Here is a 3,227-nt window from a genome sequence, read left to right as displayed (position 1 = left end):
CTTGGCGAGGGGTGTTAGGAACAAATATTGCCATCGACCATTTAGGAAATGAGATGGTCAAGTGCATTAGACATATGAAAGTAATTTGTTTTCAACACAAAATAACGCCAATATAATTGTCATGGTTTCAAAAGTATAAAAAAATTAAAGTTTTGAAACCGGAGACCAGGCACTTCTTTCATCTAGGATTGCGGACGCAAACGTCGCTAATTCTAGATACATATTACTATTTCTTTTGCTTTTTTCTATTTAAAAGCACTACTTTATGCTGTGTTATTTTATGCTGAATTAAGCTACAATTATTGCAGCAAGGAGGTCGACGTTATGCCTAATATCAGACCTGTATCTGATTTAAGAAACTACACAGATGTTTTGAAAGATATCACCGCAGGAGAACCTGTTTTTCTAACCAAAAATGGTCGAGACCGCTATGTTGTGATGGATATGGAAGAATACGAAAAGACCAGAGCTGCTTTAAAATTGATGAGCGAATTGGCAAGGGGTGAAAGATCAGGTAAAGAACATGGTTGGACAGATATTGACGATGTAGAAAGGCTGCTTGGAATCAACAATGGTTAAGGTCATCTTTTCTAAAAAAGCGATTGAAGATCTTCAAGGGATCAAAACATATATTGCTGATGAACTTCTTAATGAAGTACTACATGCAGATTCTTTTTGAAATTATCGAGGAATAATAAAAAAGCTTAAAACTATTTAACATTGCCGAAACTGAAAAAATGTCAAAAGCGGTAACGTTAAATGGCTTTTTTTTGTGCTTTCAAAAGAAATAAAGGTCGTTATGTTCTAAGTTTGAATGTCTTCGGGGCAAGACGATAGACTAAAATGCTTGCGATCATAGTGTAAAGGATAGAGAAAACTATTGTCATTATACCAAATATCATGATCGGCATACGCAGCTGCATCATCGCAAAGCAGACAAAATAGGTTATGCTTGTAATGATTCGGTAAGTGCCGCTTTTTAGTTCTGTTTGGGCATTGTAAGGCTGAAGCAAGTAGTAAATCGTCAAGTAGTGAATCGAGAAAAACAAGCTCATACTAAAAATAGAGACGATAAGGATTCCGTAGTTGAATGGATCATCGGTTCCGCCGCTTACCCATAAGATCAGTGCCAGGCCCAACCCGATGACAAGGGCTGGAACGGCATTGATCTTCATGATCTCGCGCAGACGAATCTGAAAAATCTTTGAGATATTGTCTGGTTGTTTATAAAAAGAATAGGTCAATAAGCTGTGATCACAGTTCATAAAAAGAGCTTGCGTAAAGGTTGTTCCGCGATTGATCGTATACATAATAAATGCAAAGTAGGGTAAATACTCCATGATGACCGCATTAAAGACTGGCTTACTTTCTGGTGCAAGATCAAGAATCATGAGCACGGCCACTACAAGAAAAGTACAGATATAAGTGATTTTCCTGGTAGAATTCCAGAGAATTTTTTTATGTCTTTTGATAAAGAGTTCATTCAAAAACTCAAAACCAGAGCGTTGACTGGTAATCGATGCATCTGTCGAGATTTTATTTTCATTGGCTTGTTTGATCACCTGTGCGATGGAAGTGTTGTTCATTTGATTCGTTAAACTTGCCAACAGCTCTTTGTTGATGGCGTAATAATCTTTGAAGTTTACCACCTTGATCAGTCCGAGGGTACCAATAGGGATACAAACTAAAAAAAGAAGCGTTGTCATTGTTTTTGGCAAGACAAATCCAAAAGCAGGCAGGACATAAGTAATCGCTAAAAGTACAGCAATCCATCCCCAACCGTATTTGGATAATTTGTTTTCATTATAACCAAAGCCTCTTCTTTCATAATCCCAAAGAGTGAAGGCGGCAAAGCTTAGCTTCATGCCAACGATGCTTAATGGCAATAATATACACAGCCATAGAGAAATGCCTCTGTCCATGCCAAATAAGATCGTAAAAGGCATAAAACCTACTATTGCTTTTAACAAAGTATAGAAATAGTTTACCAATGTATATTCTTTGGCATCCATCCGCATGAGGATCATCGCATAGTATTTATCCTTGCTTGGATTGAAAAGATGAGTGTTTGAAAAGCTTCCGATCACACTCAGAAAGAATAAGATATGCAAAAACAAATCATCCGTAGGAATGTCTTTATATAAAACGGCTATACCGCATACCATATAGGCAAAATATAAAAACTTCCCCAGAAAGATAGAGGCAATTTCCCACAGAATAGAGACTATGTTCGCAAAGATCTTCAGCCCTTTTACTTGATAGAGCGAGGAAGGAAGAAATCGTTTGATTAGAGGAGTCTGCTTCAAGGAGAATAAGATCCCGTTGACACGATATGTATTCTTCAAAGAAAAAGAAAGTTTGAGGGTCTTATTCATTGGCTTTCTCCCTCAATGTTTGGATGATCTTATCTTTGAATTCTTGACTGTTCAGGTTTGCCTTATCCACCACTTCCAGTTCACCATGACTTAAAAGTACGATTTCATCACATAGATCAAGGGCCAGGTCCATGATATGCGTAGAGAAAATGGTGATGCGATCTTGTTTTAAAGAACGAAGCAGCTGTTTCATTTCTTCCGCTACGACTACATCCAGGGATGTTAACGGTTCATCAAGCAGCAGGATATTGGGTTGAGCAATGATGTTGATCAGCATCTGCATCTTGTTTTTCATGCCGTGGGAGTAGTCCTTGAGCAGTTTGTCTCTGTCTTCTGGGTCGATGCTCATAGAATCAAAATATTCATCAATGTTTTTTGTATCTTTGATGGATTTCTCATTGATGTCCATAAAGAATTTCAAGAATTCTCTTCCCGTTAAAAATTCTGGAACCGTTGGAGTCGACAGGACATAACCGATATCCGTTGCGATCACTTTGCGTCGATGCCCGAGCTCATCTTCTAGATAGAAATTTCCGCTGTCTGTTTTTAAATCGCCGTTGACGCAATTAAAAAGCGTTGTTTTACCGGCCCCGTTTCTTCCCAGAAGCCCATAGATCTTTCCTTCTTCAAATGTAAAATTGATATCTTTGAGAACTTTTTTGGCCTCAAAGTTTTTAGATAAATGTTCAATAATAAATTTCATATTTGTTCCTCATATTTAATAATATAAATCAAGACAAGAGAGAGAATCAAAAAAGTTTTTGTCGAAACTCAACAAAAACTTTGAAACTTTAATAAGTTTTTCACCGCTTTAAGTAGAAGCGTTGATAATTTCTTAAAGGAATCAATCTT

3 protein-coding genes are annotated in these 3,227 nt (G+C 37.2%); 1 reads left to right on the top strand and 2 read right to left on the bottom strand.

Translation table 11 applies throughout. The annotated features are described in order from the left end of the window. The first annotated feature begins 324 nt into the window (after window positions 1–324). Window positions 325–579: a type II toxin-antitoxin system Phd/YefM family antitoxin gene (locus Q0J48_RS06905; RefSeq protein ID WP_296242755.1), complete on the top strand. Its 255-nt coding sequence runs from the start codon at window positions 325–327 to the stop codon at window positions 577–579. 218 nt (window positions 580–797) lie between these two features. On the opposite strand, the gene Q0J48_RS06900 is transcribed toward Q0J48_RS06905, so the two are convergent. Both Q0J48_RS06900 and Q0J48_RS06895 read right to left on the bottom strand, forming a co-directional pair. Beyond that, complete coding sequence (locus Q0J48_RS06900; protein WP_296242754.1) at window positions 798–2,375, bottom strand: hypothetical protein; 1,578 nt, start codon at window positions 2,373–2,375, stop codon at window positions 798–800. Then, window positions 2,368–3,078, bottom strand: coding sequence for an ATP-binding cassette domain-containing protein (locus Q0J48_RS06895; protein ID WP_296242753.1), 711 nt, complete (start codon window positions 3,076–3,078; stop codon window positions 2,368–2,370). The genes Q0J48_RS06900 and Q0J48_RS06895 overlap by 8 nt, the downstream gene beginning before the upstream one ends. Window positions 3,079–3,227: the final 149 nt, after the last annotated feature.

Source organism: uncultured Faecalicoccus sp. (assembly GCF_944325745.1).
Lineage (GTDB): Bacteria > Bacillota_I > Bacilli_A > Erysipelotrichales > Erysipelotrichaceae > Faecalicoccus.
Note: the sequence above shows the minus strand (reverse complement) of the source record. Positions and strands in the feature narration are given on the sequence as shown.

Coding starts and splice junctions, on each gene's coding strand:
- Q0J48_RS06895 (WP_296242753.1), bottom strand. CDS start 3,078: ATGAAATTTATTATTGAACATTTATCTAAAAACTTTGAGGCCAAAAAA.
- Q0J48_RS06900 (WP_296242754.1), bottom strand. CDS start 2,375: ATGAATAAGACCCTCAAACTTTCTTTTTCTTTGAAGAATACATATCGT.
- Q0J48_RS06905 (WP_296242755.1), top strand. CDS start 325: ATGCCTAATATCAGACCTGTATCTGATTTAAGAAACTACACAGATGTT.